Raw genomic sequence first — 14,893 nt, 5'->3', positions numbered from 1 at the left:
CGACGTGGTCGTTGTCTGGAAAGCTGGACCTCATGCGCGTCGCGCTGCTGGGCCCGCTGCGAGCGGACGGGGAGGACGGCACGCCGATCGACATCGGCGGAGCCCGCCTTCGCATGCTCCTTTCGCGGCTCGCGCTCGACGCCGGGCGCGCGGTGCCCGCCGAGGCGTTGATCGACGGCCTGTGGGGCGCTGAACCCCCGGCTGACGCGGCCAACGCGCTCCAGTCGCTCGTCTCCCGGCTGCGTCGTGCGCTGCGGCCCGCGGAGGTCGACCTGGAGTCGGTCAATGGCGGTTACCGGCTCGCGGTGCCGCCGGAAGCGGTGGATCTCCACCGGTTCGAGCAGTTGTCCGCCGAAGGGCGCCGGGAACTTGCCGCTGGCCGGGACGGTACCGCCGCCGAATCGCTCGCCGCCGCGCTCGCGTTGTGGCGCGGGGCGGCGCTCGCGGACGTGCTGGACGCGCCGTTTGCCGCCGCGCCCGCGACTCTGCTGGAAGAACGGCGCACGGAGACCACTGAGGACTGGTTCGAAGCCGAGCTGCGGCTGGGGCGGCACGCGGACGTGCTCGCGGAACTCACCGCGGCCGCGCAGGCGCATCCGTTGCGGGAACGGTTGGCTGGCTTGCGAATCCGTGCGCTTTCCGCTGCCGGACGACAGGCTGACGCGCTCGCCGCGTACGCCGCGATCCGCACGACGCTGGCCGACGAATTGGGCGTCGACCCGTCGGCGGAACTGCAGGAAGTGCACCTGCGTGCGCTGCGCGGCGAATACACGCCAGTCGCCACGGTGGCGGACCGGTTGCCGCAGCGGCTCACCAGCTTCATCGGCCGCACCGACGAGCTGAAGCTGCTGGCCGAACTGCTCGAAGGATCCCGGCTGGTCACGCTCGTCGGCCCGGGCGGAGCTGGCAAGACGCGGCTCGCGACGGAAGCGGCTTCGCGGCATCCGGCGCACTCGCGCGGCTTGGTGTGGTTCGTGCCGCTGGCCGGCGTGCGGGATGCGGAAGACGTGTTGGCCGCGCTGCTCAACGCGTTGGAGGTCCGCGATCTCCGGACGACGGAGGCCGATGCTCGGCGTCGGCAGGTCGATCCGTTCGAGCACGCGGTGGAAACGCTCAGCGGCGCGGACGTGTTGCTGGTGCTGGACAATTGCGAACACGTCATCGACACCGCCGCGGAGCTGGCCGACAACCTGCTGCGGCGGCTGCCGGCGTTGCGAGTGCTCGCGACGAGCCGTGAACCGCTCGCGATAACCGGGGAAGCGTTGTGCCCGCTCGGTCCGTTGCCGGTGCCGGACGAAGCCGCGCCACCTGCGGACGTCGGCACGCTCGATTCCGTCCGGCTTTTTCTCGACCGCGCGATGGCGGTACGGCCCGGGTTCCGGCTCGATGAGTCCACAGTGGACGCGGTGCGGCAGATCTGCCGCCGGCTCGACGGGATGCCGCTGGCGCTCGAACTGGCCGCCGCGCGGTTGCGGTCGATGACCGCCGAGCAGATCGCCGAACGCCTCGACGACCGGTTCCGGTTGCTCACCTCCGGCAGCCGGACGGCGTTGCCGCGCCAGCGCACCCTGCGCGCCGTGGTGGAGTGGAGCTGGGATCTGCTGAGCGACGCGGAGGTCCGGCTCGCGCGCAGGCTCGCGGTGTTCGCGGCGAGTTTCTCCGAGGAGGCAGTGGAAAACGTCTGCTCGGACGACGAACTGCCCGCGGATGACATCGTGTACGTGCTGGGTTCGCTGGTTGAGAAGTCCATTGTGGACGTGGTGGGCATGCGGTACCGCCTGCTGGAAACCTTGCGCGCCTACGCCACCGAGCGGCTCGCCGAGTCCGGCGAGAAGGAGCGGCTGCGGGTGGCGATGGTCTCGTACTACACGGAATTGGCCGACCGCAACGAACCTTTGCTGCGCGCACGGGAGCAGCTCCAGGCTATCGACGTGTACGAGCACGAAATCGACAACTTCACCTCCGCGCTGCGGGCGGCGATCGAGTCGGGTTCCGCGGAATCGGCGGCTCGGCTGCTGTTCGGATTGTTCTGGTATTTCAATATCATCGGGCAGAACGAGCGGGCCGCGCTGTTCGTGGACGAGGTGCTCGAAATGGGCGGCGAGCTGTCGCCGGACATGGCGGCGAGCCTGCGGTTGATCCAGGTGCTGATGCGGGTCATGGCCGGTCCGCACGAGAAGGTGGACGTCCCCGAGCTGATCGAGGAATGCGTGCGGACCGGTGCGGCGGAAAAGAATCCGTGGCTCTGGGTCGGATTGCCGATAGTGGCTTATCTCAACGGCGAACGCGACCTGGCGAAGCGCGAGATCCGCCGGGCGGTCGAGCGGGACGACGTCTGGAGCCGCGCCGCCGGGCACTGGGCGGAGAGCTTCGTCCTCGGCGACACCGGCGATCTCAAGAGCGCGGACCGGGCGCGAGAGCTCGCGCACCTTGGCTTCGCCGAGGTCGGCGACCGTTGGGGCCTCGGCATGACGCACGGTTTCCGGGCCGCGGCGCAATCGCAGTCCGGCGACCACGAAGGGGCGATCGCCGGGTACGCCGAGGGCCTGCGGCTGATGATGGAACTGCGGTCGCGGGACGACATCGTGCAGCAGTGGTGGCGGCTGGCGATCGAACGTTCGCGCGCCGGTGACCAAGAAGGCGCGTGGCGGGACATGGAAGCCGCCGAACGCTACGCGGCTTCCGGCGGGAACAACGGATTGCGGCTGATCGTGTTGCTTGGCCGGGCCGAGTTGCTGATCCGGGAGAACAACGTCGAGCAGGCGCGGGAGGTGTTCCGGGAAATGAAGTCGGCGCGCGCGGATTGGCCGACGCCGGAGGGCTTCGAGACGGAATGGCTCGGCACCATCGAGGCTGCTCTGCTGCTCGCCGAGGGCCGCCCGGACGAAGCGGAGCCAGCGGTGTTCGACGTGGTCGAGCAGACGGCCAGGCGCTTCGACATGCCGGACCTGGCAGCCATAGTCGAACTGCTGGCGCGGATCCGGTACCAGCAGGGGCGGCTGGAGTCGTCCGCTCGGGTGCTGGCGCTGAGCGCGGTGGTGCGCGGCCGGTTCGACCTGGGCAGCCCGGAGGTCCGGGAGCTGATCGCCGGCCTGACCCGGGAGCTGGGCGCGGAACGGTACGAGGCGATCGTCGCCGAGACCTCGCGGCTGGAACGGGCCGAGGCGATCGAAGCGGTCCGGGCGGAACGCGCACGCGAGTAGGCGTTATCGGTGATAACCGCTCCTTGCTTCCACTGATGTTTCCGGTGATACTCTGCGGTGAGTATCACTGGAAACATCGAGGAGCTGTCATGCGCATCGTCGCCCTGGAAGAACACGTGGTCCTGCCTGTTCTGCGCGACGCGTGGGCGAAGGCGGGGGTCCAGCCGCACGGCTACCCCGAGGATCACCCGGTCACCAGACGCCTGTGCGACGTCGGCGACGGACGCCTCGCCGACATGGACGAGCAGGGCATCGACGTAGCGGTGTTATCCCTGTCCACTCCCGGGGTGCAGAACCTTCCGGCCGCCGATGCCGTGCCCGTCGCGCGGGAGGCCAACGACGCACTCGCCGAAATCGTCGCTGCGAACCCCACGCGATTCCAGGCCTTCGCCACCCTCCCGACATCTTCGCCCGAAGCCGCCGCCGAGGAGCTGGAACGCGCGGTCAGCCTGGGGTTCCGCGGCGCGATGCTGTACGGCCGCACAGGCGACAAACTGGCCGATGCACCGGAATTCGATGACCTCTACGGAACCGCCTCACGACTTCGAGTCCCGCTGCACTTCCACCCGCAGGCTCCCGTGCGAGCGGTTCAGGAGGCGTATTACTCAGGGCTGCCCAACGGCGTCGGGCCAGCGTTGGCGACCGCCGGGCTCGGCTGGTACTACGACCTCGGCGTGCAGTACCTGCGGATGATCTTCTCCGGAGTCTTCGATCGGCACCCGGATCTGCAGGTGATCGCCGGGCACTGGGGCGAGGTCGTGCTGTTCTACCTCGACCACGTCGGATTCCTTCAGGAAATGGCCGGACTCCGGCAGCCGCTGGCCGAGTACTTCCGCCGGAACTTCTGGATCGCGGGCAGCGGCACGGTCAGCGAACGCTACCTGCGCTGGGCGGCCGAGGTGGTCGGGACAGAGCGGATGCTGTATTCGACCGACTATCCCTACACCTTCGGCACCCGGCCCGGCGGTTTTCCTTATCTGGACACGAGCGGCGGGGTCGCGCGGTCGTTTCTGGAGGCGGCGCCGTTCAGCGAGGAAGCGAAGGCCGCCATCGGCTCCGGGAACTGGGAGCGGCTGACCGGCCATCTCGCGGGAGCCTCACTCGGGTGAGCGGAGGTGATCGAGGGTTCGCTTGATCACCTCGAGACCGGCCGACATCGCTTTGGCCATCGGAGCGGCTAGCTCGTCGGGGAGCACGTCGCGGGTCCACACCAGCCGGCACCGCTGTTCGCCGTCGGGGAGGACCTGCATGGCCGCGTTGTCGTGTTCGGGCTGGACGTCGCCGCCGACGACCGAGTAGACGATCCGGCGCGCGCCGTGGTCGACGCCGATCCGCCGTTCCCGCACGACCGTGCCGTCGGCGAAGGTGACGACCCGGCAGTCCTCCTCGGCCCGGCTGTCCAGGACGAACCCCGGTGCCATCCGCCGGGGACCCGGGGCGAAGTCGCCGATCACCTCCCACACGTCGTCGGCACTGGATTCGAGCACTGCTTCTTCGCGGATGGACGCCATGTCTCCTGCTCCGGTTTTCCTGCGGTGGCAACGGATGTGCCAGCCTGCCCGGTACCGGTCGCTCGGGTCTTGAAGATTCTTGCGGGGGAATTGTCAGACCCCCGCCGTAACCTCCGGACGTGCTCTCCTTCGCCGGTCTCGCCACTCGCCCGGAGTTCTCCGTCGGGGCGGTGGACTGCCTGGACGATCACCGCGGCTGGTCGGCCGAGCAGCCGCGCGAGGACGTGCGGCTCGTGCTCGTGCGCCGCGGCGGGTTCCGCCGCCGCGTCCGCGGGGTCTGCTCGGACCTCGACCGCACCGTCGGTTACGTCGGAATGCCCGGCGAGGAGGAGCACTTCGCCCATCCCACCGGCGGTGACTGGTGCACCTCGATCAGCCTGACCCCGGCGTTCTGGCGCACCCTGGCCGGCGACGCACCACAGCTGGATCGCTCAACGCTGTACGTGGACGGTCCGCTCGACCTCGCCCACCGTCGGCTCCTCGCCGCCACCCGCGCCGCCGACACCGGTTACGCGGCGACCGAGGGACTGATCGGCCTGGTATCCGCAGTGGTCCGGCACGTCGTGGCGACGACCGTCCCGGACAGCGACCAGACACGCGACCGCGCGCTGACCGCCCAGGCCCGCGCCGCGATCGGCGACGAACATCCCGCGGCGGCCGGGCTGATTCCGCTGGCAGCGCTGCTGGGCGTCTCGCCGTACCGGCTCAGCCGAGCCTTCACCCGCGAACTGGGAGTGTCGCTGACCAAATACCGCAATCGCGTGCGCGTAGCCCGCGCGCTGGACCGGCTGGAGGCAGGCGAACCCAGCTTGGCCGCCCTCGCCGCCGACCTCGGGTTCGCCGATCAAGCCCACCTGTGCCGGACTGTGCGCGCACACCTCGGACACACCCCGGCCGCACTGCGCAGGCTGCTCGCATAAAAAAGTGAGTGCCTGTGCCCGGCTGTGGAACCCGGACACAGACACTCACTCACAGCGTCCACACCCCCGTGCGGGACGCCCTCAGACCCGCTTGCGGTAAGCCCACGTCGCGAGCGGGAAGAACACCACGACCGCACCGGCCATCCACGCCAGCGCGCCCAGCAGGGAGCCGCCGTAGGCGACGCCGCCGTTGAGCAGGCCGCGCATCACGTCGGACAACAGGCTCACCGGGCTGATGTCCGCCCACGCCTTGAGCCAGCCCGGCATCGTGGCCGTCGGGAGGAACACGTTGCTGCCGAACGTCAGCGGCATGATGAAGACGAACATCAGGCCCTGCGCCGCGCCAGGGGACTTCATCAGCATTCCGACGAACACCGAACCCCAGCAGAAGCACAGGCCGAACGCGATCGCCAGCAGAATCGCGAGGACGAACTCCCCGGGACCGGTCTGCACGCGGAAGCCCATCACGGTCGCCACGACCAGCAGGACCGTCAGGCACACCACGTACCGCACGAGGTCGGCCAGCACCGCGCCCACCAACGGAGCCGAACGAGCGATCGGCATGGAGCGGAAGCGGTCGAAGACGCCCTTGGTGATGTCGGTGTTGAGCTGCGTGCCGACCGTCAGCGACGCCTGCAGGATGTTCATCACGATCAGGCCCGGCACGAGCGCCTGCAGGTAGTTCTCGATCGAACCGCTCAGCGCGTTGCCGAACAGGTAGGTGAACATCAGCAGGAAGATGATCGGCATCAGCGTGACGTCGGCCAGCTGTTCCGGATTCTTGCGGATCTTCAGGATTCCCCGCCAGGCAAGCGAAAGCGCGTGCTTCGCGCCTTGGACGGGACTGATGTGCCGGGGCGGGGCCGCCACCGCGGTCGCGGTGGTCACGAGCGGCTCCCTTCGAGTTCGCGCTCCGGCTTCGGCTCGTCGGCGGTATGCCCGGTCAGCGCGAGGAACACCTCGTCGAGGCTGGGCAGCCGCAGTGCCAGTTCGTCGGAGGTGATGCCCGCCGAGTCGAGGCGGCGCACCAGCGTGGACAGCAGCACCGGGTCGGACACCGGCGCGGTGAGCAGCCCGGTCGCGTTGTCGCGGACCGGACGGACGCCGGTGAGTTCGGCCAGGATCCGGTCGACCTCGTCGAGGTCGCTCAGCGACGTCGGCCGCACCTGCAGCGTCTGCCCGCCGACCCGCCGCTTCAGCTCGTCGGCGCGGCCGTCGGCGACCACGTGGCCGTGGTCGAACACGGTGATCCGGTCCGCCAGCTGATCGGCCTCCTCCAGGTACTGCGTGGTGAGCAGCACCGTCGCGCCGTCGGCGACGAGGCTGCGGACCACCGCCCACACTTCGTTGCGGGCGTGCGGGTCGAGTCCGGTGGTCGGCTCGTCCAGGTACAGCACGGCGGGACGGCCGACGAGGCTCGCCGCCAGGTCGAGCCTGCGCCGCATGCCGCCGGAATACGTCCGGATCGGCCGCTTGGCCGCGTCGGTCAGCTCGAACCGCTCCAGCAGTTCGGCCGCCCGCGCCCGGGCGTCGCCCCTGGACAGGTTCAGCAGCTTCCCGATCAGCACCAGGTTCTCGGTGCCGCTCAGGTCCTCGTCCACCGACGCGTACTGCCCGGTGAGCCCGATCAGCCCGCGCACCCGGACCGGGTCGCGGACCACGTCGTAACCCCCGACCGTGGCCCGCCCCGCGTCCGGTCTCAGCAGGGTGGCCAGGATGCGGACCGCGGTCGTCTTGCCCGCGCCGTTCGGCCCGAGCACCCCGACCACCTTCCCGAACGGGACCTCGAGGTCCACCCCGTCCAGCGCCTTCGTCTCCCCGAAATGCTTGACCAGGCCCTCGGCCTGGATCGCATGCGACATGATGCCTCCTCCTGTGTCGCTCCAGCACACAGTGGACGGAGGCGCTGGCAAGCCGCGCACACGGCGCTGACACGGACCTGTCAGCGCGCCCGGCATACTCGGGATCATGGTGATGGAGGCGCGGAGGCGCAGCCGGCTGGTCACGAGCCTGCTCGTGCTGGTCGCACTGCCGCTGCTGGCGGTGGCCGTGCTGCGCACGATCGGCTGGGACGGCAGCGGCTGGTACCTGACCGCCTTGCTGGCGCTGACGCCGTACTTCGTCATCTACGGCGTGCTGCTCGCCGCGCTCGCGCTGATGCTGCGGCGGTGGTGGACCGGCGGCGTCGTGCTGGCGTTGTCCGTGCTGCTGGCGGTGTACGTCGCGCCGCGGGTGATCCCCGACGCCCAGCCCGCGGCGAACGGGAAGACGGTGCGGGTGCTGGCGGCCAATCTCTACCTGGGCCAGGCTGACCCGGCGGCGCTCGTGCGGCTGGTCCGGGAGCACCGGATCGACGTGCTGAACCTGGTGGAGATGACGCCTGCCGCGATGTCCGGGCTGGAGAAAGCCGGGCTGTTCCAGACGCTGCCGTACCGCGTCATGCACCCGTCGTCCGGTGTGGACGGTTCCGGCATCGTGTCGCGGTATCCGCTGACCGAAGAGGACTTCACCGGCGATTCGGTCCAGAAACAGCCTGGTGCGGCGGCGGATCTCGGCGGCGGGACGACGTTGGAGATCGTGGCCGCGCATCCGCGTTCGCCGGACTCCGGGTATTACCAGTGGGAACAGGAGATGCGGGACCTGTCGCGCGCGATCGGCGAACACGGGCTGCGCGTGGTGGCCGGCGACTTCAACGCGACGCTCGACCACGCCGCGCTGCGGACGGTGCTGTCTCGCGGCTATGTCGACGCGGCGGAGGCACGCGGCGACGGCATGGTCCCGACCTGGTCGACGTCGGCGGTCCCGCTCGTGCCGCTGGATCACGTGCTGGTGGACCGCCGGGTGGCGATCCGGGATTACCAAGTTTTCGAGGTGCCCGGGAGCGATCACCGGGCCGTTTACGCGGAGGTGCAGCTGCCGTGACGACCTTGCGGCCGAGCAACGGGGAATACCCGCGTCTGCTGGAGATCTGGCGCAGCGCCGTCGAGGCGACGCACGACTTTCTGACTCCGGCGGACGTCGAGTACTACGCCACGCGCGTCCCGCTCTACTTCCCGGAAGTGGACCTGACCGTGGCGGAGGTCGACGGAATCGCGGCGGGCTTCTCGGGAATCGCCGAGGGAAAGCTGGAAATGCTGTTCGTGCACGACGATTTCCGCGGTCGCGGCGTCGGCACGGCTTTGTTGCGCGCGGCGCTGGACCGCCACCCGGATCTCACGCTGGACGTGAACGAGCAGAACCCGCAGGCAGTCGGTTTCTATCTGCACCACGGGTTCGAGGTCGCCGGCAGGCAGGAGACCGATTCGGACGGCCGCCCGTTCCCCTTGCTGGAGCTCAAACGAGCTTGACCAACGTCTCCAGCGCGCCCGCGGCGATCGAAACCCCGCGCCCGTGCCGGATCTCCGGCTCGCGCGGATTGATCCGGACCAACGCACCCGTCGCCGCGCTGGCGAGTTCGGAATATCGTCGCACCGTCGGAACCGCTTGTCCGGCACCGATTTCGACCACCACTACGTCGCGATGCGCACGACGCCAAGCGGTGAGTTCGTCCAGCTGTTCCTGACTCCGGTCGGGAACCCAGTCGAAATCCCCGAACATCAGGATGTTCGGCCGCGCCAAACCGCCGCAGCGCGGACAGGACGGCAACGGCGGCCGGGCACGCATCGTCGCCTCGTCGATTTCGACCCTGATTTCTGTGGCCGACCAGATCTCCCTCGAACACCCGGCCAGGCACTGCAGATGGTGGATCGACCCGTGCGCCTCGGCGACGTGCGGAAATCCCGCCGCCTGAAACTTTCCGTCCACATTGGACGTGAACACGCGCACGCCGCCCGGTTTCGCCAGCCCCCATTCGAGAAGCAGACCGAACCCGCGATGCGGCACCGTTTTCCGGTACAGCTCGAGCCGATGCCCGTAGAAACCCCAGGCCAGCTCTGGATCCGAGGCGAAATGCCGCGGGTCGGCCAGCTCCTCGAACCGCAGCCCGAGCCCGGCGTACGGCGGATAAGCTCGCCAAAACCCTTCCCCGCCACGGAAATCAGGCAGCCCGGAGTCGACGCCCATCCCGGCGCCGGCGCACACGAGCAGCGCGCCGGCGCCCGAGATCAGCTCGGCGGCGCGGGAGAGTTCGTCACTCACCCGGCTTCGATGCCTGCACGACCTCGAACTCCAGCAGATTCGCACCGGTCGACACCGGATTCTTGCGCTCGCCCGCGTGCGCCTCGCGCGCCGGACCGCCCGCCCAGGCCTGGTAGTGCTCCTCGGTTTCCCACTTCGTGTACACGAAGTAGCGCGTCTCGCCCGCGATCGGGCGGAGCAGCTCGAAGCCGAGGAACCCTTCCTGGTCGTCGACGGAGTGCAGCCGCGCGGCGAACCGCTTCTCCAGCTCGGGGCCGGCGCCTTCAGGGACCTCGATTGCGTTGATCTTGACTACAGCCATGGGTTGAGTCTATGGCGTCGGCTCCGCCGCCGCGGCGGGATCGCCTTTAAGTCGGCGTCTGACGGAGCTGCGCGCCCGGCCCGGGGGGCCGTGCACGCAGCTCCGTCAGACGCCGACGCGATCCCGCGTTGTGGCTGGGTTGGGTGGCTGCGGCTGGCCCGGGTTCGCGGGTCGTGCCACTCTGTTTGCATGGGGGACGACGGAGTCTTTGGCACTGAATTGGCCCGTAATCTGCAGCGGCTCGTGAAAGCTGCGGCGGAGTCGGCTGGTTCGGGCAACGGGAATGAGCTGATCGGGCGAGTTACTGGGCACCTTGGCGTGCCGCTCGCGCGGGCGCTGGTGGTCACGCGCAATTTTGAGGACTGGGAACACGCGACCATCCAGGCCGGGGTCGACGCGTATCTCGCCGAGCATGGGGTCGGCACCGACTGGTTCGGCATCGTCGGCGGACTGCGCGGCCACGAAGACCTGGTCGGCATGCTGTTCACGGCCAAGCAGCACGGCCACTACGAGCTGGGCGCGGTGGACTACGCGACGGTCGCGGTCGGCCCGGACGAAGCGGCGGATGTCGTCCAGCTCGGGCTGGTCGGCACGACAGCGCCGGACGGTTCCCCGGTGCTGGTCGGCATGCGCGGCGCGGCCCCGCAGTACGGGCAGGCGAACTGTCGGCTCGAGGTGATCGCCGAAGACCGACGGGCGGCCACCGAGACCCGCGACCGCATCGAAACGTTGATGACCGAACACGACGTGCTGCGCGGCCAGGTGATCGCCTTCGGCCTGAGCGAGCACCGCAACAACGAGCTGATCACCTTCTTGCCGCGGCCGGAGCTGAGCAGCGAAGACGTGGTGCTGCCGGACGGCATCCTGGAATCGATCGAACGGCACACCATCGGCATCGCCGAACACGGCGCGCGGCTAGCTGCGGCGGGTCAGCATCTGAAGCGCGGCCTGCTGCTGCACGGCGCGCCCGGCACTGGAAAAACGCACACCGTGCGATACCTGATGGGTCAGCTCCCGGAGTGCACGGTCGTAATCCTGACCGGCACCGCGATGCGGTTCATCTCGAAAGCCGCTTCCCTGGCGCGCCGTCTGCAGCCGAGCATCATGGTGCTGGAGGACGTCGACCTGATCGCCGAAGATCGCGACCTCGTGCACGGCCCGACACCGCTGCTGTTCAGCCTGCTCGACGCGATGGACGGCGTCGGCGGCGACGCGGATGTCACCTTCCTGCTCACCACCAATCGGGCGAGCAGCCTGGAGAAAGCGCTGGCAGACCGGCCAGGCCGAGTCGACCTGGCGGTCGAGGTGCCGCTGCCGGACGCGGCGGGCCGGGAAGCGTTGCTGCGCCTCTACTCCCGCGGTCTGGAGCTGACGGCTGATCTCACACCGGTGGTCGAGGCGACCGACGGCGTCACGGCGTCGTTCATGAAGGAACTGCTTCGCCGGGCGTCGCTGCACGCGCTGGCGCTTCGGCCGGACGACGAAGTGCGGGTCGGTGACGCCGAACTAGGCGAGGCCCTGGCCGAGATGAACGATGCTCGCAGCAGCCTGACCAGGTCGTTGCTCGGCAGTCAGGGTCGCAACCCGCCCGGGTAAAGATCGGCATCCGACGGCACCTTCGTCCCGTGGAACCAGTCGTTGAGGAACCCGCTCACATCGCGTCCGGCGACCTTCGACACCAGCTTTTCGAAGTCCGCCCACGTCGCGTTGCTGTTGCGGTGCTGGCCCACCCATTCGTGCAGCACCTTCTCGAATCCCGGCTCGCCCAGTTCCCGGCGCAGTGCGTGCACCGCGAGGATGCCCTTGTCGTACGCGCCCTCGAACAGGTGCTCCGGCCCCATGTCGACGAGCTTCTGGCCCCAGAAATCCGTGCTGCCCTTGGTGATTTCGACGGCCGCGCGATAACGGTCGTCGAGGTTCTGGCCCTCGCGCTCGCCCCACATCCACTGCGCGTACGACGCGAAGCATTCGTTCAGGCAGATGTCCGCCCACGAGTTGAGCGACACCGAATCGCCGAACCACTGGTGCGCGTTCTCGTGCACCATGGTCAGGATTTCCGCCCATTTCGCATAAGTGGGACGGGTTTGCGTTTCCAGGGAGAAGTGGATGTCCTCGTCCAGGTAGATCCCGCCGGCCGCGCTCTGCGGGTATTTGCCGAACTTGCTTTCCAGGAACGAGAGCACCTCCGGCAGCCGGTCGCCGGTGGCCTCGCGGGGTTCCGCGCCGGGCGCGTACCCGGAAACGACCGGCGTGCCGTCCGGGAGCGTGGAGCGCTGCACGGTGAACTTGTCGATCGCGATCGTCGTCAGGTAGCTGGCCACCGGATTCGGATCGGCCCACGTCGTGGTCGTTTTGCCGTCCTTGGCGCTGGTGCCCTGTTCGCGGCCGTTGGACATGACCGTCCAGCCGGTGGGCACGTGCGCGGTCAGCGTGAACGTCGCCTTGTCGCGCGGGGTTTCGTTGACCGGGTACCAGAACGACGCGGAATGCGGCTCGCCGACCAGGTACGCGCCGCCGTCCTCGGAGCGGGCCCAGCCGTTTTCGGACCCGCCGTCGTGCGGGGTTTTCGCCGGAACACCCGAATAGCGCACGCGCGTCCGAAACGTCGAACCCGACCGCAGCGGTTCGGCCGGAGTCACGATCAGCTTGTTCTTTTCCCGGCTGTACTTCGCCGGTTTTCCGTCGATCTCCACCGCGGCGACGTCCAGCCCGCGCAGGTCGAGGTCGAAGCGGCTGAGGTCTTGGGTGGCTTTCGCGGAGACCGTGGTGTCGCCGTCGAGACGGCCGCTCGGCGGGTCGTAGCTGACGTCGACGTGGTAGTCGAGGGCGTCGTACCCGCCGTTGCCGTCGTCGGGGAAGTACGGATCGCCCGCGCTGCTCGCGCCCGGCGCCGGATGCATCGGCGGCGGCGGAGCGGCGGCGGGCTCGGCGGGGCTGCACGCGGACAGCGCGAGCACGCCGATGAGGGCGAGGACGGCGGTCTGGCGGCAGCGCATTCCTTCACCCTAAGCGCAGGTTTGTGATGAAGTGGCAGTGAAAACCCAGGAGGACTAATGCGACCAGGCCTGATCGACTTCGGCGGCGACGAACGCCCCGGCGTGTCGATCCTGCTGCTGCACGGGTTGATGGGCCGCGCCCGCACCTGGTGGCCGGTCGCGCAATGGCTCAAGCGGTACGGCCGCGTGCGCGCCCTCGACGCCCGCGGTCACGGTCGCGCGCCGCACACCGGGCCGTGGACGACCGAGCGGTTCGCCGAGGACGTCGCGGACGTGCTGGCCGATCTCGGTCCGTCTGTGCTGATCGGGCATTCGATGGGCGGCCTGCACGCCTGGGCGACGGCGGCGAAGTACCCGGAGCTGGTGCGCGCGGTGGTCAGCGAGGATTTCGCGCCGGACCAGCGCGGACGCACCGTCGAGACCTGGCGCGGCTACTTCGAGAGCTGGCCGGTGCCGTTCGAATCGCTGGCGCACGTGCGCGAGTTCTTCGGCACCGCGGGCGGCTACTTCACCGAATGCGTCGAGGAACGCGAAGACGGCTATCACCTGATCGCCGACCTGGAGAACCTGTACGAGATCGCCGCCGAATGGGGCCGCCGGGACTACTGGTCCATTGTGGACGGCATCCGCTGTCCGCTGCTGCTGGTCGAGGGCGAGCACACCGCGATGCCCGCTGGTCAGCAAGCCGAGGTCGCGGCGCGGGTGCCCGGCGCGAAGCACCTGATCGTGTCTGGTTCGGCGCATCTGCCGCACGCCGAGGCTCCGGAGACGTATCGCGGCGCGGTGGAGGCGTTCCTGTCCGGCCTGTGACGCCTCACGCGTGCTGCCCTCGCTGGCACACGTGAGGCGTCCCCGGTCAGCGGGCCAGCTCGGTGCGCCACGCGGCGGTCGAGCGGTCCGCCGGCACGATCAACGGCCAGACGTCCGAGCCGAGGTAGGCGGACTCGTCGCTGGCCCGAGCCGCGGTGCAGCTGTCGCGGGAAAGCCCGTGCGCGGCCGTCAAAGAGGACACCGCGTCGGCGGTCGCCTTGCCGAACACGCCGTCGGTGGGCACGCCGAACCCGGCTGCGCGCAGGAAACCTTGCGCGGTCCTCACCTGCGGCCCGGTGTCGCCCGGCTTGAGCAGCGGCCACTCCGGAGCGTCGAGCGGCGCGACGGACAGGCCGAGCTGCTGCCCGACCGCCTTGCGCAGCTCCGGCAGCCGGTTGTAGAGCACCTGGCCGCAGCACTCGGTCGAGTTGAAATCGCGGTGGCCCTTGATGAAGTCGGGGGTGATGCCGTATTGGTGCGCGATGTAGGCGATCAGCTGCACGAGCGAATTCCACAGTGCGACCGGCACGTCGACCGTGCTGTAGAGGCCCTCGTTCTCGATGCCGAGGCATTCGCTGTTGTGGTTGGCGACGTTCGCGCCCTGCACGTGCTGCTTCCCGCCGCGCAGGATTTCGAGGCTGCGATGCCGCCCCTCGGTGACGAAGCCGCCGCGGCTGTTCGTGAACTGCTGGCCGGTGTCGATCCAGCCGCGGGTGTCCATGTGGAAATTCTGAATGTCCCGCGAGATCTGCAGGGCGTGCGCCAGCGAGTAGTCGGTGTTGTTGCCGGGATCGACGGTGTGGTGCACCACGATGTAGGTCGGCTTGTGGTTCTCCACCACGATCGCGCCTGAGGCGGGCCGGGCGTTCCATTCGGCCGTCGAATGGATGACCGGTGTGGTGACGGCGGCCGCGGATCTCGCCGTGGCGAACCCCAAAGCGCCCACGGCAGTGACGGTGAGGCCGCCCTTCAAGACGGCACGACGCGTTGCTTCCCCCATGCGGAACTCCTCAGC

Annotated in this window: 14 protein-coding genes; 7 read left to right on the top strand and 7 right to left on the bottom strand. The window is 69.1% G+C overall.

Annotation, left to right across the window (positions count from 1 at the left end):
• Positions 1–32 precede the first annotated feature (32 nt).
• Positions 33–3,203, top strand: coding sequence for an AfsR/SARP family transcriptional regulator (locus ABD156_RS02120; RefSeq protein ID WP_344266680.1), 3,171 nt, complete (start codon positions 33–35; stop codon positions 3,201–3,203).
• Between the two features lie 89 nt (positions 3,204–3,292).
• Entirely contained in the window at positions 3,293–4,312 is a 1,020-nt protein-coding gene (locus ABD156_RS02115) for an amidohydrolase family protein (protein WP_344265447.1), read from the top strand.
• Here the strand turns inward: ABD156_RS02115 and ABD156_RS02110 are convergent.
• Entirely contained in the window at positions 4,301–4,714 is a 414-nt protein-coding gene (locus tag ABD156_RS02110) for an SRPBCC family protein (RefSeq protein WP_344265444.1), read from the bottom strand. The two genes, ABD156_RS02115 and ABD156_RS02110, sit on opposite strands and share 12 nt — an antisense overlap.
• 119 nt (positions 4,715–4,833) lie before the next feature.
• On the opposite strand from ABD156_RS02110, the gene ABD156_RS02105 reads away from it, so the two are divergent.
• Entirely contained in the window at positions 4,834–5,634 is an 801-nt protein-coding gene (locus ABD156_RS02105; protein ID WP_344265441.1) for an AraC family transcriptional regulator, read from the top strand.
• Between the two features lie 81 nt (positions 5,635–5,715).
• Here ABD156_RS02105 and ABD156_RS02100 read toward each other — a convergent pair whose 3' ends face one another.
• Both ABD156_RS02100 and ABD156_RS02095 read right to left on the bottom strand, forming a co-directional pair.
• A complete protein-coding gene (locus ABD156_RS02100) occupies positions 5,716–6,522 on the bottom strand; it encodes an ABC transporter permease (RefSeq protein ID WP_344265438.1) in 807 nt (268 codons plus the stop codon).
• Entirely contained in the window at positions 6,519–7,496 is a 978-nt protein-coding gene (locus ABD156_RS02095) for an ATP-binding cassette domain-containing protein (RefSeq protein ID WP_344265435.1), read from the bottom strand. Before ABD156_RS02095 ends, ABD156_RS02100 begins: the two co-directional genes overlap by 4 nt.
• Positions 7,497–7,602: 106 nt before the next feature.
• On the opposite strand from ABD156_RS02095, the gene ABD156_RS02090 reads away from it, so the two are divergent.
• Together ABD156_RS02090 and ABD156_RS02085 are read left to right on the top strand one after the other, a co-directional pair.
• Positions 7,603–8,556 carry an endonuclease/exonuclease/phosphatase family protein gene (locus ABD156_RS02090; RefSeq protein WP_344265432.1) on the top strand — a complete coding sequence of 318 codons (954 nt, stop codon included), beginning with the start codon at positions 7,603–7,605 and terminating at the stop codon, positions 8,554–8,556.
• Complete coding sequence (locus tag ABD156_RS02085; protein WP_344265429.1) at positions 8,553–8,981, top strand: acetyltransferase; 429 nt, start codon at positions 8,553–8,555, stop codon at positions 8,979–8,981. The genes ABD156_RS02090 and ABD156_RS02085 overlap by 4 nt, the downstream gene beginning before the upstream one ends.
• On the opposite strand, the gene ABD156_RS02080 is transcribed toward ABD156_RS02085, so the two are convergent.
• Positions 8,968–9,771 (bottom strand): SIR2 family NAD-dependent protein deacylase, encoded by an 804-nt coding sequence (locus ABD156_RS02080; protein ID WP_344265426.1) that lies wholly within the window; start codon positions 9,769–9,771, stop codon positions 8,968–8,970. The genes ABD156_RS02085 and ABD156_RS02080 overlap by 14 nt on opposite strands.
• Positions 9,764–10,072, bottom strand: coding sequence for an antibiotic biosynthesis monooxygenase family protein (locus tag ABD156_RS02075; RefSeq protein ID WP_344265423.1), 309 nt, complete (start codon positions 10,070–10,072; stop codon positions 9,764–9,766). The genes ABD156_RS02080 and ABD156_RS02075 overlap by 8 nt, the downstream gene beginning before the upstream one ends.
• Before the next feature lie 189 nt (positions 10,073–10,261).
• Between ABD156_RS02075 and ABD156_RS02070 the strand changes: the two genes are divergently transcribed.
• On the top strand, positions 10,262–11,668 hold the full coding sequence (locus ABD156_RS02070) for an AAA family ATPase (RefSeq protein ID WP_344265420.1): 1,407 nt from the start codon (positions 10,262–10,264) through the stop codon (positions 11,666–11,668).
• Here the strand turns inward: ABD156_RS02070 and ABD156_RS02065 are convergent.
• Complete coding sequence (locus tag ABD156_RS02065) at positions 11,644–13,068, bottom strand: M1 family metallopeptidase (RefSeq protein ID WP_344265417.1); 1,425 nt, start codon at positions 13,066–13,068, stop codon at positions 11,644–11,646. The genes ABD156_RS02070 and ABD156_RS02065 overlap by 25 nt on opposite strands.
• Before the next feature lie 57 nt (positions 13,069–13,125).
• On the opposite strand from ABD156_RS02065, the gene ABD156_RS02060 reads away from it, so the two are divergent.
• Positions 13,126–13,878, top strand: coding sequence for an alpha/beta fold hydrolase (locus ABD156_RS02060; protein WP_344265415.1), 753 nt, complete (start codon positions 13,126–13,128; stop codon positions 13,876–13,878).
• A gap of 46 nt (positions 13,879–13,924) precedes the next feature.
• Here the strand turns inward: ABD156_RS02060 and ABD156_RS02055 are convergent, their stop codons facing one another.
• Complete coding sequence (locus ABD156_RS02055) at positions 13,925–14,878, bottom strand: peptidoglycan recognition protein family protein (RefSeq protein WP_344265413.1); 954 nt, start codon at positions 14,876–14,878, stop codon at positions 13,925–13,927.
• Positions 14,879–14,893: the final 15 nt, after the last annotated feature.

The sequence above is a fragment of the Amycolatopsis albidoflavus genome, assembly GCF_039525725.1.
GTDB classification, from domain to species: domain Bacteria; phylum Actinomycetota; class Actinomycetes; order Mycobacteriales; family Pseudonocardiaceae; genus Amycolatopsis; species Amycolatopsis albidoflava.
Note: the sequence above shows the minus strand (reverse complement) of the source record. Positions and strands in the feature narration are given on the sequence as shown.